Origin of the sequence: Polaromonas sp., from assembly GCF_030682935.1 — a bacterium.
GTDB lineage: Bacteria > Pseudomonadota > Gammaproteobacteria > Burkholderiales > Burkholderiaceae_C > Polaromonas.
The window spans coordinates 20,160-43,049 of the sequence record NZ_JAUXNA010000156.1; the positions used below are offsets into that span (position 1 = coordinate 20,160).

A 22,890-nucleotide genomic window follows, 5' to 3' on the forward strand; every position below is an offset into this window, starting at 1 on the left:
ACTAGCCCAGCACCATCAGGCCGATCTGCAGTAGCACCAGCAGCGCAAGCGCCGACAGATCGACGCCGCCAATCATCGGAACCACGCGCCGCAGCGGGCTCAAGAGGGGCTCCGTCAAGCGCGCCAGCAAGCCATAGGCGGGCGAGCCGGGCTGGATCCATGACAGGATGGCGTAACCCAGCACCAGAATAAGCAGCGTTTGCAGGGCCACACGAAGCAGCATCTTGAGGGCAAACAGCAGCAGCCCCCCCAAAGCCATGGGTGAAAAACCCAGGCCAGACAGCAGGCCCCATAACAAGGCATAAGCCAAGGCCAACACCGCAGCAGCCACCACGCTGGCCCAATCGAGCCGGGACTGCGTCAGCGCCTTGGGCAAAGTGCGCCGCAGCGGCTTGACCAGCCAGTCGGTCAAGGCCATCACGAAGCTGCCTGGCTGCACACGCAGGTTGACGCGAACCCAGTTCATCCAGGCGCGCAACAGCGCAGCCGCAATCAGTACGAAGAATACCGTTTCAAGTAAAAAGGCCAAAATCCGAATCAGCATAAATTCCCGGCAATATGAAGCAAATTAAACGAAAGCATCATGGGATACCTCAGCGCCTGGGCTTTTTCCCCTGCTTGCGGCTTGGATTACTGGCTGATTTTTTGACTGCGGCCTTGAGCGCCTGAATCGGCGATCTGCCCGCCGCATTTTCTGCAGGCGCATCGCCACCGGCCGAAGCGGCACCACGGCCACCAGCGCGCGACTCCGAACGTTTTCCCGACCCCTTGCCGCCGGCATGACGCGGTGAACCCCGCTCCTGTGCAGGCAGTTCTGCGGCACGGCTCCCGCTCTTGTCCTTCGTTGCCCGGCCCGGCAGCTCTTCGCCTTCATGCACAAGACGAAAGTCAATCTTGCGGCCATCCAGGTCCACGCGGCTGACCTGCACCCTGACCCGCGTTCCGATGGCGTAGCGCATGCCGGAGCGCTCTCCGCGCAATTCCTGCCGGGCTTCGTCAAAGCGGAAATACTCGGTGCCCAGTTCGGTGATGTGCACCAGACCCTCCACATACATGGCGTCCAGCGTCACAAACACGCCAAAGCCGGTGGCCGCCGTGACCACGCCACCAAATTCTTCGCCCAGATGCTCGCGCATGTACTTGCACTTGAGCCAGGCTTCCACGTCCCGGCTGGCTTCGTCGGCCCGGCGTTCGTTGGCACTGCAATGCAGGCCGGCCGCTTGCCACGCCAGCTGATCGACGCTGGTTTTTACGGGCTTTTCGCCAGGCTCCTTGACCCGGGAGGCAAGCCGCTTGGAGAGCTTGGCCTCGGCCTCGCCCGGCGTGGGCAAGGCCGGTAGCTGGTATTTGGCCTTGTTCAGAACCGCCTTGATGACGCGGTGCACGAGCAAGTCCGGATAACGGCGGATCGGGCTGGTGAAGTGCGTGTAGGCCTCGTAAGCCAGACCAAAATGTCCCTCGTTCATGGGTGTGTAGATGGCCTGCTGCATCGAGCGCAGCAGCATCGAATGAATTTGCGGCGCATCCGGCCGGTCTTTCGTGGCCATGGCGATTTGCTGAAATTCCCCCGGTGTCGGGTCGTCACTGATGGTCATGCCCACGCCGGCCGTCTTCAGGTAGGTGCGCAGCATCTCCTTTTTCTCGAGCGTCGGGCCTTCGTGCACGCGGAACAGGCCAATGTGCTTGCTCTGCGCAATGTAGTCAGCCGAGCACACGTTGGCGGCCAGCATGGATTCCTCCACGATGCGGTGGGCCACATTGCGGGTACGCGGCACAATTTTCTCAATGCGGCCCGCGTCATCGCAGACGATCTGGGTTTCAGTGGTCTCAAAGTCCACCGCGCCGCGTACGCTGCGCTCTTTGAGCAGCACCTGGTAGACCTCGTGCAGGTCGAGCAGATGCGGCACCAGTTCCTTGCGCTGCAGCGCCTCGGGCCCGCGCGTATTGGCCAGAATGGCGGCCACCTCGGTGTAGGTGAAGCGGGCGTGGCTGAACATCACGGCCGGATAAAACTGGTAGGCGTGCACCTCACCTTTGGCATTGACCAGCATGTCACACACCATGCACAGGCGTTCGACCGCGGGATTGAGCGAGCACAAGCCATTGGACAGCTTTTCCGGCAGCATGGGAATCACGCGGCGCGGAAAGTACACGCTGGTGGCCCGGTCGTAGGCGTCAATATCGATGGCGCTGCCGGTTTCAACGTAATGGCTGACGTCTGCAATGGCGACCAGCAGGCGCCAGCCCTTGCCGCGCCCCACCTTGGCAGGTTCACAGTAGATGGCGTCATCGAAGTCCCTGGCGTCCTCGCCGTCTATGGTGACGAGCGGGATGTCGGTCAGGTCAACGCGATGTTTTTTATCGCCGGGTCGCACGGCGTCCGGCAAGGTCCGGGCCAAGGCCAGCGCCTCGTCGCTGAATTCGTGCGGCACGCCGTATTTGCGCACGGCAATCTCGATTTCCATGCCCGGGTCGTCCATCTCGCCCAGTACTTCCGCGACGCGGCCCACAGGCTGGCCAAACAGGGCCGGGGGTTCAGTCAGCTGAACCACCACGACCTGCCCCGTTTTGGCGGAACCGGTAGCGCCCTTGGGAATCAGCACGTCCTGACCGTAGCGCTTGTCCTCGGGCGCGACCAGCCAGACGCCGCTTTCCTGCAGCAGCCGACCGATGATGGGGTTGGACGACCGCTCGATAATTTCGGTCACGCGGCCTTCGGGCCGGTTTTTGCGGTCATACCGGACGATGCGCGCCTTGACCCGGTCCATGTGCAGCACTGCGCGCATTTCGTTGGGCGGCAGGTAAATGTCAGCCTCGCCATCATCACGCAAGACAAAGCCGTGGCCATCGCGATGACCAGAAACGGTACCTTCGAATTCAGCGAGGAGTCCGGACGACGCACCGGAAGCTTGATAAGTTGTTTTGATAAGAATTTCCTTTTGTGAAATGCCGCTGGCGCCGTATAGGTGAAGCAGGGACTTAAAAATAATAGGCTTGGCGACGTAGCGCGATAGGCTTTTGTATCAGTTTTTACACCAAATACTAGCCCCGTTCCATGAAAAGCCGGTGACTCACTTGCGCGATGTCTCGGTGTTGCCAAAAATTTTGACAAATCCCCGGATCGCCTGCCGCCCTTGCCATGGTGGAGCCGCGCGTTTTCACAGAACAATGAAATATTTCAGCGATGTAAGCGATTAAGCCACAAAGGTGATGGTAAACTGCCTTCTGTGCCCGGGTGGCGGAATTGGTAGACGCGCACGGTTCAGGTCCGTGTATCGCAAGATGTGGAGATTCGAGTTCTCTCCCGGGCACCACAGATACACCACTCACTAAATATTTTTAGTGAAGTCAGAAAAAAGCCACTGCAAAACAGTGGCTTTTTTGTTTTCCAGGATCGCCGCAGCAAATTGTCCTGCGCAATCACCTCGCCGACATCAGCTTTGCCACAGTCATTGTGCTGCGGCCCGAACAGCCATTCGGGCCAGCAAACCTCACATGCGGCAAAAACCAATCAGACGGGAACCGCAACCAGATCGTGGCCCTGGGTTCCGACAATGCGGGCCTTGGTGAACGTGCCGACCTTCAGCGTTTTGCTGATTTTTTCGGGCGGCAGCAGTTTGACCACGCCATCAATCTCGGGCGCGTCGGCATAGGAACGGCCCGTTCCACCCTTGCGGCCCAGCGCTGGCGCAGAGTCCACCAGGACCTGCATCGTGGCTCCGATGCGCAGTTGCAGCTTCTGGCTCGAGACCGCTTCAGCCACTGCCATGAAACGCGCTCGCCGCTCTTCACGCAATTCCAGCGGCAGCATGCCGGGAATGTCGTTGGCGGTGGCGCCCTGCACTGCGCTGTAGGCAAAGCAGCCTGCGCGGTCGATTTTGGCCTCGCGCATGAAATCCAGCAGATGCTCGAACTCAGCTTCGGTTTCCCCCGGAAAACCCGCGATAAAAGTGCTGCGAATGACGATTTCAGGGCAAAGCTCGCGCCAGCGGGAAATACGCTCCAGGTTTTTTTCGCCGCTGGCAGGTCGTTTCATACGTTTGAGCACATCCGGATGGCTGTGCTGCAAAGGCACATCCAGGTAAGGCAGCACCTTGCCCGTCGCCATCAGCGGCAGCACTGCATCAACGCTCGGGTAGGGATACACGTAATGCAGGCGCACCCAGGCACCATAGGGCTCGGCGATGTCACCGAGCGCCTGGACCAGCTCCAGCATGCGGGTCTTGACCGGCTTGCCGTCAAAAAAGCCCGTGCGGTATTTCACATCCACGCCATAGGCAGAGGTATCCTGGCTGATCACCAGCAACTCCTTCACGCCGCCTTCGAACAGGGCACGCGCTTCGTTCAGCACATCGCCAATAGGCCGCGACACCAGATCGCCGCGCATGGACGGAATAATGCAAAAGGTACAGCGATGGTTGCAGCCTTCACTGATCTTGAGATAGGCATAGTGTCGGGGCGTGAGCTTGATGCCGGCAATACCAAAGCTGTTGGGCACCAGGTCCACAAACGGGTCGAGCGGCTTGGGCAGGTACAGAAGCACCGCATCCATCACCACATGTGTGGCATGCGGGCCAGTCACTGCCAGCACGCTGGGGTGCATCTGGCGCACCAGATTGCCGCCGCTTTCATCAGACTTGGCCCCGAGACAGCCCGTGACAATGACCTTGCCGTTTGCGGCCAGGGCCTCACCGATGGTGTCCAGGCTTTCCCTGACGGCATCGTCAATAAAGCCGCAGGTGTTGACGATCACCAGGTCCGCACCCTCAAAGGTTTTGGAAGTCTGGTAGCCCTCCGCACTCAGTTGCGTGAGGATCAGTTCGGAGTCGGTCAACGCCTTGGGACAACCCAGACTGACAAAACCGACGCGCGGTGCGGGTTTGAGGCTGGGAGAAGGCGTCGCTGCATGGGGGGTAGGGGAGAAAACTTCACTCATAGCCCCTATTGTCTCAGAGCAGGCCGGACAGGGAGCGCAAATCCTCTTGATGACCCCCCATGGGATTCAGGCAAAAAACTTGGGGTTCAGCGTTTCAGACCCAAAGCCGCGAGCATCTGCTCGCTTTGCAGTTGCATTTGCGCCTGCAACTGCGTAAAAACATCTTTGGACTGCTCAACGTAATTCCCCATCATGCCTTGCATCATGGGCGATTTTGCGTTCATGAACTGCGCCCACATTTCGGGGCTCATGCCCTTGGATTGCTCGGCCATCTTGACCTGAAGATCCATGAACGCCTGGAGGTTTTTCTCAAGATAAGCCCCCATGAATCCCTGCATCGCGTTACCGTAGAAACGGATGATGTTGCCCAGCACGGCCTCGGTAAACATCGGGGCGCCGCCCGCCTCTTCCTCAAGAATAATCTGAAGCAGGATGCTGCGCGTGAGGTCTTCATTGGTTTTTGCATCACGCACAACAAACTGCGCGCCGTCCATCACCAATTGCCGAACGTCGGCAAGCGTGATGTAAGTCGACGTTTCAGTATCGTAGAGCCGCCGATTCGGGTATTTCTTGACGACACGGATTGTTGCCGCTTGGCCATCCAGCTTCTTGTCGCTTTTTGCGCCGCGAATGCCTCCCGCAGCGGGCTTTTCTTGCGACGAAGAAGCGCCGGATTTCAGGCTGGTGGGATTGCTTTTTTGCACTGCTTGCTCCTGTGATGACGGCCTGCGTTAAAGCGCTGCGACAGCCTGCTCCACGCTGTTTATGGCTTTTCAAACACAATCGGACAAAAGAAAAGGACTTAGCAGCAATGCTAAGTCCTTCATTCTGAACAGATTTTGGTAGGCGCGATTGGACTCGAACCAACGACCCCCACCATGTCAAGGTGGTGCTCTAACCAGCTGAGCTACGCGCCTAAATGCTGTTCGATCTCGTTATTGTAGCAGGGCAAAACACCGGTCTTGCGCTGCTGCAAAAAATTGCAAAAATAAATGCATCGGCCTCACCGCCTCCGGGCCGATCGAACCCCGGCCACGTCCGCGACGATACCCAGCACCTGATTGAGCCGGCCTGATTGGGCCACCTCCACGGTGAAGGTCATGCGCGCCGTACCCCCGCGGTTGTCTTTGACCGACTGCGTTTGCACGCCAATCACGTTCATTTTTTCCTTGGCAAAGACCTCGGAAATATCGCGCAACAAGCCCTGCCTGTCGGCTGCTTCCACCGCGACATCTACCGGGTAAACCGAGCCGTCCGGCGTTTTGGGCGAACTCCATTCGACTTCAATCACGCGGTCCGGGCTGCCGCTGGCCATGTTGCGAAAATTGCTGCAGTCGCTGCGGTGAATACTCACACCCTTGCCCTTGGTCACAAAGCCAAGAATCTCGTCGGGCGGTGCGGGTTTGCAGCACTTGGCAAGCTGGGTCAGCAGCGAATCAAGACCGACCACGAGGACATTGCCCTTGCCGCGTTTGCTGGACTTGTCAGACGGGCGTATTTTTTTGGCCAGTACATAGTCGTCCTGCGACAGCGCGGGCTCCTGGGGCCTCAGCATGTTTTCAATGGTGCGCAAAGACAACTCGTCTTTACCGACGACTTCAAACAGGTCGTCGGCCGCCTTGAAACCCAGTTGAGCCGCCAGGTCGTCCAGCTTCATGGCGGTTTTGCCTTCGCGCTGAAGCAGCTTTTCAACGGCTTCCCGGCCCTTCGCCACGGTTTGTTCCATGGCCAATGCATTGAACCAGGCGCGCACCTTTGATTTTGCACGGTGGCTGGACAGGAAGCCCAGCTCGGGATTGAGCCAGTCGCGGGAAGGCCCACCCTCTTTGGCGGTGATCACCTCGACCGTCTGGCCGTTTTGCAGCGGCGTGTTGAGCGGCACCATGGCGCCATCAATACGGGCGCCGCGGCAGCGGTGTCCCAGGCTGGTGTGCACGCTGTAGGCAAAATCCACGGTCGTGGCGCCTTGGGGCAGCTCCACAATGGCGGCATCGGGCGTCAGCACGTAAATACGGTCTTCAAACAAGCCTTTATTGGCTTCACGCGCGCGCGCTGAGGCAGGGCCCGACAGATCGCGCTCCCATGCCAGCAACTGCCGGAGTACGGCAATCTTGGCATCGTAGTCACTGCTGGCTGAAACGCCGCTGTAGCCCTTGGTGCCGGCCTCCTTGTAAGCCCAGTGCGCTGCCACGCCGTGCTCGGCGTGATCGTGCATGGCTTGCGTGCGTATCTGGATTTCGACCGCCCGACCCGCTTCATCGCGCACCACGGTGTGCAAGGATTGATAGCCATTGGATTTGGGCTTGGCGATGTAGTCATCAAACTCGCCCTCAATGGGCGTAAAGCGCGAATGCACAAACCCCAAGGCCGCGTAGCAACCTTTCACATCGGCGGCGATCACGCGCAAGGCACGGATGTCAAACACCTGCTCAAAGTCGAGCGACTTGCCGCGCATTTTCTTGACAATGCTGTAGATGTGCTTGGGCCTGCCCTGCACCAGCGCGGCAATGCCATTGTGGTTCAGCTCGCCCTCCAGCTTCGCCCGCAAAGCCTCCATGAATTCTTCGCGCTCGACGCGTTTTTCGTCGAGCAGGCGAGCTGTTTTCTGGTAGGTCTCGGGTTCAAAAAAACGGAAAGCCAGGTCTTCCATTTCCCATTTGATCTGCCATATTCCCAGCCGGTTGGCCAGCGGCGCAAACACATGCAGCGACTCATGCGCCAGCGATGCGGGCGCCGCCTGCTTGACCGCCGCGAAGTAGCGCAAGGTCTGCAGGCGCGAGGCCAGCCGCAGCATGACCACGCGCAAATCGCGCGAAAACGCCAGCAGCATCTTGCGCACATTCTCCGTCTGGGCCGCAGCATCGTCGTGCAGCTGCGCATGAGCGCCTGCACTGCGCGCCTGACGCTGCACCAGGACCAGCTTGGTGGTCTCAACGGCGAGCGCGGCATAGTTGGCGCCGAAGGCCTTGGTAATCACTTCTAGCGGCTTGTTGAGATGCTGGCACGCATGCACCAGATAGGTGGCGGCCTGCATGGCCTCCGAGCCGCCAATCACTTTCAGGATAGCCGCCACCGCATCGGCGTGTGCCAGGATGTTTTCGCCAGTGTCCAGCGTTTCGCTGGCGATCAGCGGCTCGGCAAACGCCCGCGCCCGCGCCAAAGCCTGCGGCTGGTCCGGCAGGCTGTCAGCCGTCGCCGTCACGATGGAGGCCGTGTTGCCATGAGAGGCCGATGCCCCCCCCGTCGTGCCTGCGTTAGCTTGACTGTTCGGCCCCACAGCATGGCTTTTCATAAAAATCCAGTCACATCGTTACCCCACATCAAGCCAGCAAAAAACCCGTCACGGCAGCGAGTTGGTCTTGCGCGATCAGCGTGGGCGCGTGCCCCACACCGTCAAACGCCACCAGTGCGGCCTGCGGGCCGCGTTGCGTCATGGCCTGGGCGGTTTCCTGGCTCAGTAAATCCGACTGCGCGCCGCGCACCACAAGGGTCGCGGCCGTGATGTTGTCGTAAAGCGGCCAAAGCATTTTTTCGTCCTGCTGCGCCGACGCTTCGGTCGCGAGCTTGAAGGGCACGGCAATGGCCGGATCGTAGTGCAGCCGAAACTTGCCGTCAGCCGCGCCAGACGCCGGCTTGACCATGGGGTGCGACAACGCCAGCCATTGCGCCGGGGTGTGCGGGCCAAAGCTTTCGGAAATCACCCACATCGCGTCGGCCGCTTCCTGCACGGAACTGAAATGCCCAGCCGCCCCCAGGTAGGCGCCAATCCGCGCAATCGCCTGCCACTGCAGGGTCGGCCCAACGTCGTTCAGCACCAGCTTGCGTACCGGGACCGGGAGCGGCAAGCCGGGCTGACCGCAGACCACCATGCCGATCAGCCCGCCCATGCTGGTGCCCACCCAGTCCAGCGCGGTGATGGGCGACTGGGCGTGCAAATGGGCCAGCAACACCAGCATGTCCGCCGCATAGGCGGGCACCTGGTAACCCATGGGGTCTGTCAGCCAGTCACTTTCGCCGCGGCCCACGACATCGGGGCAGACCACGCGAATGCCGCCCGGCTGCTGCGCCGCCTGTGCACACAAGGCCTGCGCCAGCGCATCAAAATCCCGCCCCTGGCGCGTCAGCCCATGCACACAGAGCACGACATGCGGGCTGTCGGGCTGCCCCCACTGCCAGTAGGCCATGCGGTGGCTGCCTTCGGCATCCGGGCAATTTACGTAGTTCAGGCTGGGTTCAGTCATGGTGCAGGCAGTCCGCGGATGAGGCTTGATAATGTATTTGAAACTTTTGTGGCGCCTGAACTGCAGGCGCTCTTCAAAGCTCGTTTCAATTATCGTAAACCATACGGAGAATCATCATGCTCAAAGGTAAAACAGCGCTCGTCACCGGCTCGACCAGCGGCATTGGTCTGGGCATCGCCAAATGCCTGGCCGCCCAGGGCGCCAACATCATCCTCAACGGGTTTGGTGATGTGGACGGCCCCAAGGCGGAGATCGCTGCGCTGGGCGTGCAGGTGGCCTACCACGGCGCTGACATGAGCCAGCCCGCCGAAATTGAAGACATGATGAAGTTTGCGGCCGCCCAATTTGGCCAGGTCGACATTCTGGTCAACAACGCGGGCATTCAACATGTGGCCAGAATCGAGAATTTTCCGGTTGAAAAATGGGACGCCATCATTGCGATCAATCTGAGCAGCGCCTTTCATGCGACCCGCCTGGCGCTGCCCGCCATGCTGGCCGCCAACCAGGGCAAGGGCTGGGGCCGCATCATCAACGTGGCCTCGATTCACGGTCTCGTTGGTTCCGCAGAAAAATCGGCCTATGTGGCTGCCAAGCACGGCATTGTGGGCTTGACCAAAGTCACCGCGCTCGAAAACGCTACGACCGGTGTTACCTGCAACGCCATCTGTCCGGGCTGGGTGCTGACGCCTCTGGTACAAAAACAGGTGGATGCCAGGGCCCAGGCGAGCGGCATCAGCAATGAACTGGCAACGCAGCAACTGCTGGGCGAAAAAGAGCCCTCACTGCAGTTCACCACGCCCGAAGAACTGGGCGCGCTGGCCGTGTTTTTCTGCTCCCCTGCGGGCAACAACGTGCGCGGCGTTGCCTGGAACATGGATGGCGGCTGGACCGCGCAATAAATTCAGGGCAGCAATCGGCGAACGTGCTCGCCGATGGCCAGCGCGCTGGTCAGGCCAGGCGACTCCATTCCGAAGAGGTTGACGAGCCCGGCCACGCCATGTACAGCGGGGCCCTGGATCAAAAAGTCCCTGGCCGGCTCGCCAGGCCCCTGAATTTTGGGGCGGATGCCGGCATAGCCCGGTATCAGCGCGCCGTCTTGCAACTCGGGCCAGTATTTGCGCACTTCCGCATAAAACGCATCACCGCGCGCCGGGTCCACCACCAGATCATCGGGCGAGCTGACCCACTGCACATCCGGGCCGAACTTGGCCTGCCCACCCAAATCAATCGTGAGATGCACGCCCAGGCCTGCGGCCTCGGGGACGGGATAGATGAGCCGGGCAAACGGCGAGCGTCCGGCCAGCGTGAAATAGCTGCCTTTGGCGTAATGGCTGGGCGGCACAAATTCCGCAGCCAAGCCCGCAAAACGCCTGGCCAGGGCCTGGGCCTGCAGGCCAGCGGCGTTAACCACGGCATTGGCCTGCAACTCCGTGCCGTCTTTCGCAACCAAAACAATAGCGTCTTGCGCAAATTCCGCGTGCGCCAGAGCCGAATTGAGCACTACCAGACCGCCTGCGTTCTCCAGATCACCCTGCAGCGCCAACATCAGGGCATGGCTGTCCACAATGCCGGTGCTCGGCGAGTGCACGGCCGCCACACACTCCAGCTGCGGCTCCAGCGCTCTGGCCTGCTCACGCGTCAGAAGCACCAGGTCATGCACGCCGTTGGCGGCGGCCTTCGCCATCATGACGTGCAGCTGGGCCACCTGCGCGTCGCTGGTCGCCACGATCAGCTTGCCGCAGCGGCTAAAACCAATGCCGCGCTCGGCGCAGTAGGCGTACAGCAGGTCTTTGCCTTGCACACACAGCCCGGCCTTCAGGGAGCCTTCGCCGTAGTAGATGCCTGCATGGATCACCTCGCTGTTGCGCGAACTGGTACCCGTACCTATGGCGTCAGCCGCTTCCAGCACCATCACCTCCCTGCCCTGCAGCGCCAGGGCACGGGCCACCGCCAGTCCCACCACGCCGGCCCCAATCACCACGCAATCGATCTGATCCATTTATAGCGTCCGTGGGTCGGTTTTCAGCAGCACATCCACCAGACCGCGCAGCGTGGTCTTGAGGGACTCAAACCCCGGCAGTATTGCCAGCGTTTCTTCGTTCATATAGAGCTTGCGGTTGATCTCCAGCTGCAGGCTGTGCCGGTGCTGGGCCGGGTTACCGTAGCGCCGCACCAGCTCCACGCCCTTGTAGGGGTGGTTGTAAGCCACGCTGTAGCCGAGCGTGCGCAAATGCTCGCAGACCAGGCTTGACAGGGCCGAACTGGCGGTGCTGCCGTCCCGGTCTCCGACCACAAAGTCGGCGTGCGCTTCGCCCGGAAAATCAGTGGCATGGCTGGAGGCCATGGCGGGCATCGAGTGGCAGTTGATATGAATGCTGTAGCCATGCGCCTGGCGCGCGGCATCAATAGCCTGCGCCACGGCCGCGTGGTAGGGCTTCCAGCAGCGTTCGATGCGCGCCTGAACCTCCGCCACACTGAGCGTGCGCGCGTAAATCGGCGCGCCGTCGTCCATGGTGCGCCAGACCAGTCCCTTGCCCAGGCGAACCTTTGAAAGCACTTTCGGGTCGGTCTCTACCGGGTCAGGCCAGGGCGCATCCAGCAGCGAGACATCAATCTCGGTGGTGTTGCGGTTGGCATCGAGGTAACTGCGCGGAAAGTGCGCTTCTATCCAGTGCACGCCCAGGGCCGGAGCAAAGTCGTAGAGTTTTTCGACATGCGTGTCCTCGGCCCCGCGCAGTGTTGCCGTTGCACACGCGTACAAAAAGTCCGGCGGATAAGCGGTCCCGCTGTGCGGGGAATCGAGAACCAGAGCGCTGCTTCCTGGCAGATGGGTAATGGGCTGCATGACCCGACTTTAGCAGCAGGATTTGGACCGGAACAGATTCATCATTTCCAGCAAATGGCAAACCGTGCAGGCCGCGCTCGGCGCACCAAACACTCACCGCCTCCGGCGCCTCATGCACTTGGCAAGCCTCGGTTTGCCCTACAAACCTTTACTTTTTGCGCCGATAAAAACGTCCACTCCGCCCTTTTAAAGTGAACTTTCAAACAAAAAAAAGCTCTTTTATAAGGGCAGCCTCTTTCACCTTATTTACGACAGGAAACACCATGCGTTCATTGACACGAAGTTTTTCAGCCACCGTTCTGGCCGTAGCCGCACTGGCCGCCGGCACAGTCGCGCATGCGCAAGGCAGCAATTACTCCCTTTACGGGCCAGGCGCCAGCTACGTTGGGCTGAACGCCGGGAAATCAGACTTTTCAGTGGGCAACGGAACCGGCGTTTTTGCGTCCGAGAACAAGGACACGGCCTACAACATTTACGGCGGCAGCTATTTCAACAACAACCTGGGCATGGAACTGGGCTTTACCGACTTTGGCAAGGTCAACCGCGCGGGTGGCACCACCAAGGCACAAGGCTTTAATCTGAGTCTGGTTGGCCGGCTGCCGCTGAGCCCCTCGTTCAATCTGCTCGGGAAACTGGGCACCACCTATGGCCGAACCGACGTTTCCGCCGCACCCGCGTCCGGTGTTGCTTCCGGCAGTGAGAGCGGCTTTGGCGTGTCCTACGGTTTGGGCGCCGAATATGCGTTCAACCCCCAGTTGTCAGCCGTCTTGCAGTACGACTCGCATGACCTGAAATTTGCCGGCAGTGGCCGCGACCGCGTCAGCGCCACCACGGCGGGCTTGCGCTACAAATTCTAAGTCGGCGGGGGCGCACAGCGCCTTCAAGCCCAGCCTGCCAGCCTTTGGGCTCGCAGGCTTTTTGCATGGGCAAACACCTGCATGTATGCCATACAAATAATAGCTAACTATTCCCGTACTTATTGGGAAAAACTTCGATTTAGCTCGCGGATTCAAGAACAAAGTGCGACTCCGATAAAACGGGCGGGCCCAGCGTCGCTTGGATTTTCAGCGGACGCTGGGCGCCCGCGCCGTTCATGCCGTATTGTTTGAAATCGGCCTGGTCATGGCCATGGTGCCACTGGCCGCCTGGTGGCTGGACATCGCGATTGTGCTGTTTTTCCTGCCCTACACCTTTGCCTTCAACTGGACTTACGACCACTTGCGGTCCAGCAGCAGCGCGCTGACATCGACAAGCTCAAAACGCCCGGCCACTGACAGGTAATCCCAGCGCTCCAACTGGCACTGCAGCGGATCACCGGCTGCGTCGTAGCGCAACAGGTTGACCGAATTGGGCGCCTCCCAGCGCACCCGTGACGACAGCGCCGTGCCGGCCTGCACGCACCAAAGGCGCCGGCCCAGGCCTGCTACGCGGGATGACAGCTCGCAGACATACGGCAGGTGAATGTGGCCGCCGATCACAAGGTCGGCCCCCGCCGCCGCCCAGGCGCGCACCGCCGGCTCCCAGCCGCGCAGGCGGTCGTGCTCGTCTTCGGCCCGCATCACATACACAGGCTGGTGAACCACGACCACGCGCAACTGCGCCGGTCCGGCCGACTGAAGCTGCGCCACCACCCGGTCGATCTGTGCAGCCGACACCTCGCCGTTTTTATGCCGCCAGCGCCGCGTGGTGTTCACGCCCACCACCCGCAGCTGTGGCGTGTCCAGACAGGTTTCCAGCGCGGGCCCAAAGGCGTGCAGATAGCGCGCATAGGGCGTAAATAACCGCTGATACAGATTGAACAAGGGAATGTCGTGGTTGCCCGGCAGCGCCATCAGGCGCGCAATCGCCAGGCGGTCACAAAACGCCTGCGCCTCCTTGAACTGCGACGCGCGCGCGCGCTGGGTGATGTCCCCCGACAGCACCAGCACATCGGGGCGCTGCGCCTGCGCCAGGCGCACCAGTGCCTCCAGCACAGGCTGCTGTGCGGTGCCGAAATGCGGGTCGGACATGTGCAGCAGCAATGTCATGCCACTTCAACCCGGTCCGCAGGCGCGGGCACCATCAGCAGCAAGGGCTCGGCTGCCACCTCAAAGACCAGCGGCGCCTGCATCCAGGCGACCTCGCCGTCGGTCGCAACCTTGATGCGTTTACGGCCTTTCGGCGTGATGGTCAGGCGGCGAAACGAAAAGCTGTCCACGCTGTCGGCATCGCCCAGGCGCCCGGCCAGGCCGCGCAGCAGCAATCCGAAGAGCGCCAGCGTGCCTATCGGCCTGACCAGGACGCCTGCCAACTCGCCTGCATCGACCGAATCGACCTGCTTTTCGTCAATGCCGACGCGCGCGAGCTGCAAATGGTTGTTGCCGACGAACAGCGTGGGTGTGCGTAACGCGACCACCCGCCCGGCCGACTCGACCAGCAGATGGAGCTGCTTGCGGGCCTGCAAAAGTGTGGCAATGCCTGACATAAAGGCCACAAAACGGCTGCGCCCAAAGCGCTGCTTCCATGCTTCGCGGTCTTCCAGCAATTGCGGGTACAGCCCGACGCTGGCATTGACCAGAAAAATCCGTCCGTTCACCTGCCCGACCTGAACCGGCGAAATACTGGCACCCACCAGTGCGGTGGCCGCCGCTTCGGAGTCCTGCGAAATGGCGTTGGCGCGACCAAAGTAATTGAACGTGCCTTGCGGCAAGACGCCGAACGGGCAACCGCTACTGAGCACGGCGCTGGCCACAGCATTGATGGTGCCGTCGCCACCGGCCGCCACCACCACACCCTGGCGGGCCTGCGCCAACGCCACGGCGCGGCGGGCGACGACGCTGATCGGCTCGGTTTTTCCGATTGGCAAAAATTCGAACGTGCGCCCGGCTTGCCTGAAAACACGCGCCATGACCTGCTGCGCGTCGTCGACGTTGTGGTGGCCCGAGCCCGCATTGATGACGACAAAAAAAGGCCCGGAGCGCGCGGCGTTCTGGGCTGAAGCATCGGGAAAAGTCATGCGACAAGCATATGCACCGCACGGCAGGAGGTCTGTCAGCCAATGCCTCTTTCAGTCCGGGCGTTGCGGGGGCCCTCCGCTTGTTTTCGGCATTTCATCCGAGGCACATCACTTCATCTGGACCGAACCGGACACATTGACCAGAACCGTGCTCTTGCCGGCTTCCACCGCAATCGGCGAGTCCGACATTTCGGACTTGGCCTGCATGGCCATCACGCGGGGACGGGGCGTGTAACCCTGCTCGTTGGCGTTGACGGAAACTTCGCGCAAGGCATAGCCGGCAAAACCAAAGCTCCTGGAGATCTCGCCGGCTTTGGCCTTGAAGCGCTCAATCGCCTGGGTTTGGGCTTCGCCCTCCACCCTCGTGCGCTGCTCGCGGCTCAATGCAAAGCTGACGTTGCCCATGGTGAGGGTCTGGATTTTTCCGGCGGTGCTGGTGATGCGCGCAAAGTCCCTGCCTTCCAGCACCAGCTCGATCGAGCCTTGCCAGCCATTGATCTTGCCGTCCTTGCCATAGCGCGGGTACAGGCTGAAATTGCCGGTACGCACGTCCATCTGGCCGGGGGCAGCAGCCTGCTTGGCCTGAGTCAGCGCGGTATCGAGTGCCTGCTTGAGCTGGGCTTGCACCGTACCGGCGTCCGTGCCGTCGCGCGTGGTATTCATCGAAATGGACAGCAGGTCCTGCTGCACCTCTACCGAACCGCTGGCTGACAGCTGGGCCACATTCTGCAGCGGTTCACGTTGAATATTTTGAGCAAATACACCTGCAGCACTCGCCAGCAGGGCGCAAGAAACTATTAATTTTGTAGTACGCATCATGTCGTTTACCTTTTGGACAATGAAAAATTAATGAGCAGGCTCTGGCGCCGGTGGCGCAGAGATGACAAAAACGGGGCCGGCGTGCGCATTTTGCGTGCAGTTCACACTCTGAGCGACGCCTGCCATGAAAAGTACCGGCCAAAATAGCAAAACATCAGACCGACCTGTCAAGACGTTCATGCCGGGCTGGGCTGGCACAAGGCCCGTCCAGACCACAAAATACCGGGTTTTAACTGCAAAAAGCGGCGTTGATACCGCCCTTCCAGCGGGTGCGGCAGCGCGAATGTCACGCAGCGAAGGCAAAGGATTCAAGCGCACTCAAAAAGGTTTCTTGCGTGTTTTTCAGACGAAGAGGGGGGTAATTTCAGCCGCCCATCAACGAGGGGCGAATGACTTTTTTCATCATCTTCCGACAAGCTTAAACGAGGAATACGTCCACCGCATGCACTATCTGCACACATTAGAAACTTTTGTAATAGTGTGTCAGAGTGATTAAAAAAAGAGACACTTTTGGCATTTAGCACTCAAAATGGCGCTGTTACAAATTTGAAGTCCAACATGAATCCCTCTTTGACAAGCACTCGCGCCGACAAAATCCTGATTGTTGACGACGACGCCCGCATCCGCGACCTGTTGCGCCGCTACCTGGCCCAAGAGGGTTTTGAAGTCATCCTGGCCGAAGACAGCAAGGCCCTGAACCGCATCATGCTGCGTGACGCCGTCGACCTGATCGTGCTCGACTTGATGATGCCCGGCGAAGATGGCCTTTCGGTCTGCCGACGCCTGCGTGCGGCCAATGACCGCACCCCCATCATCATGCTGACCGCAAAGGGTGAAGACGTGGACCGCATCGTCGGTCTGGAGGTGGGCGCCGACGACTACCTGGCCAAGCCGTTCAACCCGCGTGAACTGCTGGCCCGCATTCATGCCGTGCTGCGTCGCCGCCCCACCGCTGAAGTGCCGGGCGCACCGTCCAGCGATCAGGAAGTGATCACTTTCGGCCCGTTTTCGTTTGACATGGGCCTGCGCACCCTGCATAAAAACGGTGAAGAATTGCCCCTGACGACCGGCGAATTTGCAATGCTGAAAACCCTCGTGCGTCACCCACGCCAGCCGCTTTCGCGCGAAAAACTGGCGCAGCTGGCGCGCGGCCGGGAATTCGAGCCCTTTGACCGCAGCCTCGATGTGCAGGTTTCGCGCCTGCGAAAGCTGATTGAGACGGACGCTGCGGTGCCGCGCTACATTCAGACGGTGTGGGGCGTTGGCTATGTTTTTGTACCAGACGGAAACAGCTAAGCCCCATTGCACCCGCGGCCATAACAGCACGCCGACCTAACAGGCTGCGCGGCGGCCTTCTGCCCCCATCAAGGGGTTCGTGGGCTCCGCAGCAAGCCTGTTTCAGATCGGCGACGTCCATCTTTCGCTCCGAACTTACACTGCGCCCATGGACGATACCAGCCCAATGCCCCTTGAAACAGCTCCAGCAGCGCTGGAGATACGCCCGCGCCGGGGTGTCAATCTGTTTTGGCGAACCTTCTTCTTTTTGGCGTTGCTGCTGCTTGGCTCCATCGTGGCCTGGCTGCAAACCTTTCGCGCGCTGGAATCCGAGCCACGCGCGATTCAAAGCGCGCAACAACTGGCATCTCTGGTCAACCTGAGCCGTGCGGCGCTTCGTTACTCCGACGCCATCGCCCGGGTTTCGCTGATTAAAACGCTGGCCGACGAGGAACAGGTCCGCATCACGCCGCGTGAACCGATGGACAAGGTCGACGTGTTCGAGCGCGACAAACTGAGCGAACGCATCGCCGAAAAACTCAAGGCCAAGTTAGGCAGCGACACCGTCGTGGCCAGCAGCGTTAACGGGCAAAAGGGCTTGTGGATAGGCTTTGCCATTGACGGCGACTCCTACTGGCTGATCACCGACCCCTCCAAGGTCGGACCCTCGCGCAACAGCACCTGGGTGATCTGGCTCATGACCGCCGGTGCCTTGTCCCTGGCCGGCGCCGCGTTCATTGCGCGCCTGATCAACCGCCCGCTCAAGGACCTTTCGTTTGCGGCCAGCCGCATGCGCGACGGGGATTTCGATGCCAGCCGACTCGACGAGAAAGTGGCAACCAGCGAAATCCGGGAGGTCAACATTGGCTTTAACCGCATGGCCCAGCAGCTGTCCAAAATTGAACAAGACCGCGTCATCATGCTGGCCGGTATTTCCCATGATTTGCGAACACCGCTGGCGCGCCTGCGCCTGGAAACCGAAATGAGCGTGTCAGACCCCGATGCGCGCGAGCACATGGCTGCCGACATCACCCAGCTCGACGCCATCATTGACAAATTTCTGGACTACGCGCGCCCCGAGCCGCAGCAGCTCGCACCGGTATCGCTCAATACCGTGGTCGATGCCGCGGTGTATGCCGTTGCCGACTATGAAGACATGCGCGTGACGGTGAACATCCCTGACAACACGGTCGTCCTGGCCGATGAAGTCGAGCTGTCCCGCGTCATTTCCAACCTGCTTGAAAACGCCAGACGTTACGGCAAATCGCCCGAAACAGGCATTACCCTGGTCGAAATTACCGCCAGGACCCGGGACCAGTGGGTGCTGATCAAGGTGCGCGACCACGGCCAGGGTGTGCCGCCTGAGACCCTGCCCAAGCTCACCGGCCCGTTTTTTCGGGGGGATGCGGCACGCACGGCGGCGTCCGGTGCTGGACTGGGCCTGGCGATTGTTGAAAAAACCCTTCAGCGCATGGGCGGCGTATTCAGTCTGGCCAATGCCAGCTCGGGCGGACTGGCCGCGCACATCAGGCTGCGCAGAAGTTAGGACGGCCGTCAGATGCCAAGGGCTTCCGTGGACCGCCTCTGGACTCATGACAAAATACGGCTTTGGCTCAGCAACTACGGGCGCCATAAGCTACTAATATAATAGCGCCACAGCGCGGGCTTCCATGCTCAAGCCCTGCCCCACCGGACCGAGCTTTTCCGCGGTCTTGGCCTTGACATTGACTTGGGCCCCGTCCAGACCCAGCGCCTCGGCGATCCGCGCGCGCATCGCCGGAATGTGCGGAGCAAGCTTGGGGGCTTGCGCGATCACGGTGCTGTCGATGTTGCCGATTCTGTGACCCCGCCCGGCCAGCAGGTGGCCAACCGCCCGCAGCAGCGCCATCGAATCGGCCGCCTTGAAGCGCGCATCGGTATCCGGAAAATGGGACCCAATGTCGCCCAGCCCTGCTGCACCAAGCAAGGCGTCGATGATGGCATGGAGCAACACGTCGGCATCCGAATGCCCGAGCAGCCCCAGGGTGTGGGCAATCTCGACGCCGCCCACGATCAGCTTGCGCCCGGGCACCAGCGCATGCGTGTCCCAGCCCTCGCCAATCCGGAAGGGTGGAATCAAAGGGCTGGGAGTGGGATTCATGACGGGGTCTTTCACGTGGATTTAAAGAATTGCTTTTTTGCGCAGATGCACCGCCCGGTGCAGCGCACATCAGCCTGCGCAGCGCCGCGCAAGCAACATCGCCTCGGCCAGGGCAAAGTCCTCGGGGTACGTGACCTTGAAATTTTGAGCGCTGCCCGCTACCAGTTTGGGGGCCAAGCCCAGCGCTTCGATGGCGCTGGATTCGTCCGTCACGGCACTGCCTGCAGCATCAAGCGCCTGCATCAGGGTGCCAATGCGGAACATCTGCGGTGTTTGTGCCAACCACTTGTCGCTGCGGTCCAGGGTGGCGACCACACGCCCGCCCGCCTCGCGCTTGAGGGTGTCAGGAAGTTTGTGCGCCAGCAGCCCGCCCACCGCATCGTGTTCACAGGCATCGATCAACTGATTGATTTGCGCGGCGCTCACCAGGCAACGGGCCGCGTCGTGTACCAGCACCCAGTCGTGGGGGGCAGCCCCGGCATGGAGCAGCGCGTCCAGTCCGTTGCGCACACTGGCCGCCCGGCTGGCACCGCCACAGGCGGCGACCTCAAACGAGCGTTCTGGCAACTGCTCAAAAAACGGGTCGCCCGGCGCCACCACCACCAGCGTGCCGGCCAGGCGCGTCACCGCCAAAAAGGCCGCCAGCGTGTGCAGCACCATCGCCTGGCCTGCAATCACCTGGTATTGCTTGGCCAAGCCGGAAACAGATACCCCGGCCCGGCTACCCTGCCCGGCGCACGGCAGCAGTGCAAAAAAGCGGGTGTGGCAGGTATCACGGCTGTCACGGCTGTCACGGGTATTGGCGCTGTATTTCGTCATCGCTTCATCATAGATTCTAAAATCAGCAATGAGCCCGGCGACTGAAAGCCAGAAAGCACCCCACTCCGAATGGTTTGGGGGCTTTTGTCGCGTGCTTTTGACTGTTTTTCTGATCCTTGACCTGACCTTCACGGCGCACTGATTAATGCTTTTACCTTCACTCGTTTCCGGCAAACGCTACACCCTGCCCCAGCCCGCTGGCTCTGCCGATGCTTTGCTGCTGGCCCGTCTGGGGCAACGCGAAAAGGCCGCCGGCAAAGTCACGGCCATCATCACCTCGGACGCCACCACCGCCCAGCGCCTGATGGACGAGATCGCGTTTTTTGCACCCGACTTGCGCTGCGCCCTGTTTCCCGATTGGGAGACGCTGCCCTACGACACCTTTTCGCCGCACCAGGACCTGATCAGCGAACGGCTGGCAACCCTGTGGCGCATCCAGCAGCGCGACAAGGAAACCGGCGCGGATGTGGTCATCATGCCGGCCACCACCGCCCTCTACCGGCTGGCGCCGCCCAGCTTTCTGGCGGGCTACACCTTCGAGTTCAAGGTCAAGCAAAAGCTCGACGAAGCACGCCTGAAGGCCCAATTAACGCTGGCAGGCTACAGCCATGTCACGCAGGTGGTCAGCCCGGGCGAATACGCGGTGCGCGGCGGGCTGATTGACCTCTTTCCCATGGGCTCGCTGGTGCCGTACCGGGTTGACTTGTTTGACGACGAGATTGACAGCATCCGCACCTTTGACCCTGACAGCCAGCGCAGCCTGTACCCCGTGCCCGAAGTGCGGCTGCTACCGGGCCGCGAATTCCCGATGGACGACGACGCGCGCGCCAAATTTCGCAGCCGCTGGCGCGAACTGCTGGCGGGCGACCCGACCAAAAGCCGCATCTATAAAGACGTGGGCAATGGCGTGGCCACCGCTGGCATCGAGTATTACCTTCCGCTGTTTTTTGAAGAAACCGCCACGGTGTTTGACTACCTCGGCCAGGACGCGTCGCGCGCCACGGTGGTCCTGCACGGCGACCTCGAACCGGCGTTTCAGCGCTTCTGGCAAGACACCAAAGACCGCTACCGGCTGGTGAAGGACGCGCCCGACCGCCCGGCGCTGCCGCCCGAGTCGCTGTTTTTAAGCACCGAGCAGTTCTACGCGCGCGCCAACGACTACGCCCAACTGGCGCTGCGCGGCAGCATCGAAGACGTGGCCGACAACGCCCAGTTCCAGAAACTCGGTGAAATGGCCGTGGTGCGCGGCGCCGAAGACCCGCTGGCCCGCTTCAAGAGCCATGCGCGCAATAGCGCCCACCGCGTGCTGCTGCTGGCCGAAAGCGATGGCCGGCGCGAAAGCCTGCTTGACTTTCTGCGCGCCAGCAACGTCAGCCCGCCCGCGTTTGATTCACTGGAGGACTTTCAGAAGAGCCGCGAGCCGCTGGGCATTGCCACGTCTTCCCTGAACACCGGCTTTAGCTGGCTGGAAGAAGGCATTGACTTTGTCACCGAGACCGAACTGTTCGCCGCCGGCGTCACGCTGCGCCGCCGCAACAAAAAGCAGGAACGCGTCAGCGACGTCGAAGCGCTGATCAAGGACCTGTCCGAACTCAACGTGGGCGACCCGGTGGTTCACAGCGCCCACGGCATTGGCCGCTACCGGGGTTTGGTCAACCTGGACCTGGGCGAGAAAAATGCCGACGGCACGCCGTCGTTGCAGGAATTTCTGCACCTCGAATATGCCGACAAAGCCACGCTGTACGTGCCAGTCAGCCAGCTGCATTTAATCAGCCGCTACACCGGCGTGAGTGCCGAAGAGGCCCCGCTGCACCGGCTCGGCAGCGGCCAGTGGGAAAAAGCCAAGCGCAAGGCCGCCGAGCAGATCCGCGACTCCGCCGCCGAACTGCTCAATATCTACGCCCGCCGCGCAGCGCGCGAAGGCCATGCGTTTCGCTACTCCCCTGGCGACTACGAAACCTTTGCCAACGATTTCGGCTTTGATGAAACCGCCGACCAGCTGGCCGCCATTCATGCGGTGATCCAGGACATGATCAGCCCGCGCCCGATGGACCGTCTGATCTGCGGCGACGTGGGTTTCGGCAAAACCGAAGTCGCCCTGCGAGCCGCCTTCATTGCCATCACCGGCGGCAAGCAGGTCGCCTTGCTGGCGCCCACCACGCTGCTGGCCGAGCAGCATTACCAGACGCTGGTGGACCGATTTGCCAAGTGGCCCGTCAAGGTGGCCGAGATGAGCCGCTTCCGATCCGGCAAGGAAATCAGCGCCGCCATCAAGGGCCTGGCTGACGGCACCGTGGACATCGTGGTCGGCACGCACAAGCTGCTGAGCAAGGACGTGAAGTTCCAGCGGCTGGGCCTCTTGATCATTGACGAGGAGCACCGCTTTGGCGTGCGCCATAAAGAGGCCATGAAAGCCATGCGCGCCGAAGTCGATGTGCTGACGCTGACCGCCACGCCTATTCCGCGCACGCTGGGCATGGCGCTGGAAGGCCTGCGCGACCTCAGCGTGATTGCCACCGCACCGCAGCGCCGGCTGGCCATCAAGACCTTTGTGCGCAGCGAAAGCAACGGCGTGATCCGCGAAGCCGTGCTGCGCGAATTGAAACGCGGCGGGCAGGTTTATTTTCTGCACAACGAAGTCGAAACCATTCAAAACCGGCGCCAGAAGCTCGAAGAACTGCTGCCCGAAGCCCGCATTGCCGTGGCCCACGGGCAGATGCCCGAGCGCGAACTGGAGCGCGTGATGAAGGACTTCGTGGCCCAGCGCTACAACCTGCTGCTGTGCTCCACCATCATTGAAACCGGCATTGACGTGCCGAC

Annotated in this window: 20 protein-coding genes and 2 tRNA genes; 8 read left to right on the plus strand and 14 right to left on the minus strand. The window is 61.0% G+C overall.

The features are described from left to right. Nucleotide 1: 1 nt before the first annotated feature. Both Q8K05_RS07405 and rnr read right to left on the minus strand, forming a co-directional pair. A complete protein-coding gene (locus Q8K05_RS07405) occupies nt 2-544 on the minus strand; it encodes a YggT family protein (RefSeq protein WP_305245860.1) in 543 nt (180 codons plus the stop codon). Nucleotides 545-593: 49 nt separating this feature from the next. Next, nucleotides 594-2,933 carry a ribonuclease R gene (rnr, locus tag Q8K05_RS07410; RefSeq protein WP_370868796.1) on the minus strand — a complete coding sequence of 780 codons (2,340 nt, stop codon included), beginning with the start codon at nt 2,931-2,933 and terminating at the stop codon, nt 594-596. A 296-nt stretch (nt 2,934-3,229) separates the two neighbouring features. Here rnr and Q8K05_RS07415 point away from each other — a divergent pair. Next, nucleotides 3,230-3,314 (plus strand) — tRNA-Leu (locus tag Q8K05_RS07415). A gap of 197 nt (nt 3,315-3,511) precedes the next feature. On the opposite strand, the gene rimO is transcribed toward Q8K05_RS07415, so the two are convergent. The 5 genes from rimO to Q8K05_RS07440 all read right to left on the minus strand — a co-directional run bounded on the left by rimO (nt 3,512) and on the right by Q8K05_RS07440 (nt 9,177). Beyond that, nucleotides 3,512-4,936, minus strand: a complete 1,425-nt coding sequence (gene rimO / locus Q8K05_RS07420) for a 30S ribosomal protein S12 methylthiotransferase RimO (protein ID WP_305245861.1) — start codon at nt 4,934-4,936, stop codon at nt 3,512-3,514. An 86-nt stretch (nt 4,937-5,022) separates the two neighbouring features. Beyond that, nucleotides 5,023-5,568: a polyhydroxyalkanoate synthesis repressor PhaR gene (gene phaR, locus Q8K05_RS07425; protein ID WP_305245890.1), complete on the minus strand. Its 546-nt coding sequence runs from the start codon at nt 5,566-5,568 to the stop codon at nt 5,023-5,025. 208 nt (nt 5,569-5,776) lie between these two features. After that, nucleotides 5,777-5,853, minus strand: a tRNA-Val gene (locus tag Q8K05_RS07430). 86 nt (nt 5,854-5,939) lie between these two features. Further along, nucleotides 5,940-8,228, minus strand: coding sequence for a bifunctional (p)ppGpp synthetase/guanosine-3',5'-bis(diphosphate) 3'-pyrophosphohydrolase (locus tag Q8K05_RS07435; protein ID WP_305245862.1), 2,289 nt, complete (start codon nt 8,226-8,228; stop codon nt 5,940-5,942). A gap of 28 nt (nt 8,229-8,256) precedes the next feature. Continuing rightward, nucleotides 8,257-9,177 carry an alpha/beta fold hydrolase gene (locus Q8K05_RS07440; RefSeq protein WP_305245863.1) on the minus strand — a complete coding sequence of 307 codons (921 nt, stop codon included), beginning with the start codon at nt 9,175-9,177 and terminating at the stop codon, nt 8,257-8,259. A 116-nt stretch (nt 9,178-9,293) separates the two neighbouring features. Between Q8K05_RS07440 and Q8K05_RS07445 the strand changes: the two genes are divergently transcribed. After that, a complete protein-coding gene (locus tag Q8K05_RS07445) occupies nt 9,294-10,076 on the plus strand; it encodes a 3-hydroxybutyrate dehydrogenase (RefSeq protein WP_305245864.1) in 783 nt (260 codons plus the stop codon). 2 nt (nt 10,077-10,078) lie between these two features. On the opposite strand, the gene Q8K05_RS07450 is transcribed toward Q8K05_RS07445, so the two are convergent. Beyond that, complete coding sequence (locus tag Q8K05_RS07450) at nt 10,079-11,176, minus strand: NAD(P)/FAD-dependent oxidoreductase (protein WP_305245865.1); 1,098 nt, start codon at nt 11,174-11,176, stop codon at nt 10,079-10,081. After that, nucleotides 11,177-12,022, minus strand: a complete 846-nt coding sequence (locus Q8K05_RS07455) for an N-formylglutamate amidohydrolase (protein WP_305245866.1) — start codon at nt 12,020-12,022, stop codon at nt 11,177-11,179. 263 nt (nt 12,023-12,285) lie between these two features. Here Q8K05_RS07455 and Q8K05_RS07460 point away from each other — a divergent pair, with 263 nt between their 5' ends. Next, the gene (locus tag Q8K05_RS07460; protein WP_305245867.1) at nt 12,286-12,879 is read left to right on the plus strand and encodes an outer membrane beta-barrel protein; all 594 of its coding nucleotides are present in this window, start codon (nt 12,286-12,288) and stop codon (nt 12,877-12,879) included. 271 nt (nt 12,880-13,150) lie between these two features. Continuing rightward, the gene (locus Q8K05_RS07465; RefSeq protein ID WP_305245892.1) at nt 13,151-13,303 is read left to right on the plus strand and encodes a chlorhexidine efflux transporter; all 153 of its coding nucleotides are present in this window, start codon (nt 13,151-13,153) and stop codon (nt 13,301-13,303) included. Here the strand turns inward: Q8K05_RS07465 and Q8K05_RS07470 are convergent. The 3 genes from Q8K05_RS07470 to Q8K05_RS07480 all read right to left on the minus strand — a co-directional run bounded on the left by Q8K05_RS07470 (nt 13,231) and on the right by Q8K05_RS07480 (nt 15,833). Further along, a complete protein-coding gene (locus Q8K05_RS07470) occupies nt 13,231-14,049 on the minus strand; it encodes a metallophosphoesterase (RefSeq protein ID WP_305245868.1) in 819 nt (272 codons plus the stop codon). The two genes, Q8K05_RS07465 and Q8K05_RS07470, sit on opposite strands and share 73 nt — an antisense overlap. Beyond that, the gene (locus tag Q8K05_RS07475) at nt 14,046-15,017 is read right to left on the minus strand and encodes a diacylglycerol kinase family protein (protein ID WP_305245869.1); all 972 of its coding nucleotides are present in this window, start codon (nt 15,015-15,017) and stop codon (nt 14,046-14,048) included. The genes Q8K05_RS07470 and Q8K05_RS07475 overlap by 4 nt, the downstream gene beginning before the upstream one ends. 108 nt (nt 15,018-15,125) lie before the next feature. After that, nucleotides 15,126-15,833: an SIMPL domain-containing protein gene (locus Q8K05_RS07480; RefSeq protein ID WP_305245894.1), complete on the minus strand. Its 708-nt coding sequence runs from the start codon at nt 15,831-15,833 to the stop codon at nt 15,126-15,128. 127 nt (nt 15,834-15,960) lie between these two features. On the opposite strand from Q8K05_RS07480, the gene Q8K05_RS07485 reads away from it, so the two are divergent. From Q8K05_RS07485 to Q8K05_RS07495, 3 genes are all read left to right on the plus strand, one after another. After that, nucleotides 15,961-16,332 (plus strand): hypothetical protein, encoded by a 372-nt coding sequence (locus Q8K05_RS07485; protein WP_157648654.1) that lies wholly within the window; start codon nt 15,961-15,963, stop codon nt 16,330-16,332. Between the two features lie 62 nt (nt 16,333-16,394). After that, a complete protein-coding gene (ompR, locus tag Q8K05_RS07490; RefSeq protein ID WP_305245872.1) occupies nt 16,395-17,132 on the plus strand; it encodes a two-component system response regulator OmpR in 738 nt (245 codons plus the stop codon). 148 nt (nt 17,133-17,280) lie between these two features. Beyond that, nucleotides 17,281-18,657: a sensor histidine kinase gene (locus tag Q8K05_RS07495; protein ID WP_305245874.1), complete on the plus strand. Its 1,377-nt coding sequence runs from the start codon at nt 17,281-17,283 to the stop codon at nt 18,655-18,657. Nucleotides 18,658-18,750: 93 nt separating this feature from the next. Here Q8K05_RS07495 and ispF read toward each other — a convergent pair whose 3' ends face one another. After that, entirely contained in the window at nt 18,751-19,251 is a 501-nt protein-coding gene (ispF, locus tag Q8K05_RS07500) for a 2-C-methyl-D-erythritol 2,4-cyclodiphosphate synthase (protein ID WP_305245876.1), read from the minus strand. Between the two features lie 69 nt (nt 19,252-19,320). Beyond that, nucleotides 19,321-20,070 carry a 2-C-methyl-D-erythritol 4-phosphate cytidylyltransferase gene (gene ispD / locus Q8K05_RS07505; RefSeq protein ID WP_305245878.1) on the minus strand — a complete coding sequence of 250 codons (750 nt, stop codon included), beginning with the start codon at nt 20,068-20,070 and terminating at the stop codon, nt 19,321-19,323. Between the two features lie 145 nt (nt 20,071-20,215). Here ispD and Q8K05_RS07510 point away from each other — a divergent pair. Next, nucleotides 20,216-22,890 (plus strand): transcription-repair coupling factor (locus Q8K05_RS07510; protein ID WP_305245880.1); only part of this gene is annotated, 2,675 nt, incomplete at its 3' end.

Bases quoted from the DNA above. Each gene is read 5' to 3' on its own strand.
- Q8K05_RS07450 (WP_305245865.1), bottom strand. From the start codon at position 11,176: ATGGATCAGATCGATTGCGTGGTGATTGGGGCCGGCGTGGTGGGACTG.
- ispD (WP_305245878.1), bottom strand. From the start codon at position 20,070: ATGACGAAATACAGCGCCAATACCCGTGACAGCCGTGACAGCCGTGAT.
- Q8K05_RS07455 (WP_305245866.1), bottom strand. From the start codon at position 12,022: ATGCAGCCCATTACCCATCTGCCAGGAAGCAGCGCTCTGGTTCTCGAT.
- Q8K05_RS07440 (WP_305245863.1), bottom strand. From the start codon at position 9,177: ATGACTGAACCCAGCCTGAACTACGTAAATTGCCCGGATGCCGAAGGC.
- Q8K05_RS07480 (WP_305245894.1), bottom strand. From the start codon at position 15,833: ATGCGTACTACAAAATTAATAGTTTCTTGCGCCCTGCTGGCGAGTGCT.
- Q8K05_RS07485 (WP_157648654.1), top strand. From the start codon at position 15,961: ATGAAAAGTACCGGCCAAAATAGCAAAACATCAGACCGACCTGTCAAG.
- Q8K05_RS07475 (WP_305245869.1), bottom strand. From the start codon at position 15,017: ATGACTTTTCCCGATGCTTCAGCCCAGAACGCCGCGCGCTCCGGGCCT.
- Q8K05_RS07435 (WP_305245862.1), bottom strand. From the start codon at position 8,228: ATGAAAAGCCATGCTGTGGGGCCGAACAGTCAAGCTAACGCAGGCACG.
- Q8K05_RS07465 (WP_305245892.1), top strand. From the start codon at position 13,151: ATGGTGCCACTGGCCGCCTGGTGGCTGGACATCGCGATTGTGCTGTTT.
- Q8K05_RS07495 (WP_305245874.1), top strand. From the start codon at position 17,281: ATGGACGATACCAGCCCAATGCCCCTTGAAACAGCTCCAGCAGCGCTG.
- Q8K05_RS07470 (WP_305245868.1), bottom strand. From the start codon at position 14,049: ATGACATTGCTGCTGCACATGTCCGACCCGCATTTCGGCACCGCACAG.
- Q8K05_RS07405 (WP_305245860.1), bottom strand. From the start codon at position 544: ATGCTGATTCGGATTTTGGCCTTTTTACTTGAAACGGTATTCTTCGTA.
- ispF (WP_305245876.1), bottom strand. From the start codon at position 19,251: ATGAATCCCACTCCCAGCCCTTTGATTCCACCCTTCCGGATTGGCGAG.
- Q8K05_RS07460 (WP_305245867.1), top strand. From the start codon at position 12,286: ATGCGTTCATTGACACGAAGTTTTTCAGCCACCGTTCTGGCCGTAGCC.
- Q8K05_RS07445 (WP_305245864.1), top strand. From the start codon at position 9,294: ATGCTCAAAGGTAAAACAGCGCTCGTCACCGGCTCGACCAGCGGCATT.
- ompR (WP_305245872.1), top strand. From the start codon at position 16,395: ATGAATCCCTCTTTGACAAGCACTCGCGCCGACAAAATCCTGATTGTT.
- rimO (WP_305245861.1), bottom strand. From the start codon at position 4,936: ATGAGTGAAGTTTTCTCCCCTACCCCCCATGCAGCGACGCCTTCTCCC.